Genomic DNA, 311 nt, shown 5'->3' on the forward strand with positions numbered 1-311 from the left:
CCACGGAGAAAGTCAGCACGCTGGAGTCGCCCATCGTGGTCGCCTCGGTGCCGATCACAACCAGCCACGCTCCGGCCAAGAAGCCTGAATCCACCACTGTGCTCCCCCCAGCCGCACCGGCCAAGGATGGCCACCCCTCTTCTCCTCCCGCGGCTTCGGCACCGACCAAGCCTGCGGCCTCCGCCGTGAAGTCCACGCCGCCCACTCCACCCACCGTGCCTTCCGCCCCACCGGTCAAGGTGCTCACGCCGACGGAACCGAGCCGGCCGCTGGCACAGGCCTGGTCAGCCGAGACGGGATCAACCCTGCGC

It is taken from the genome of Pseudomonas sp. HMSC063H08 (genome assembly GCF_001813645.1).
In the GTDB taxonomy this organism is placed as follows: domain Bacteria; phylum Pseudomonadota; class Gammaproteobacteria; order Pseudomonadales; family Pseudomonadaceae; genus Pseudomonas; species Pseudomonas aeruginosa.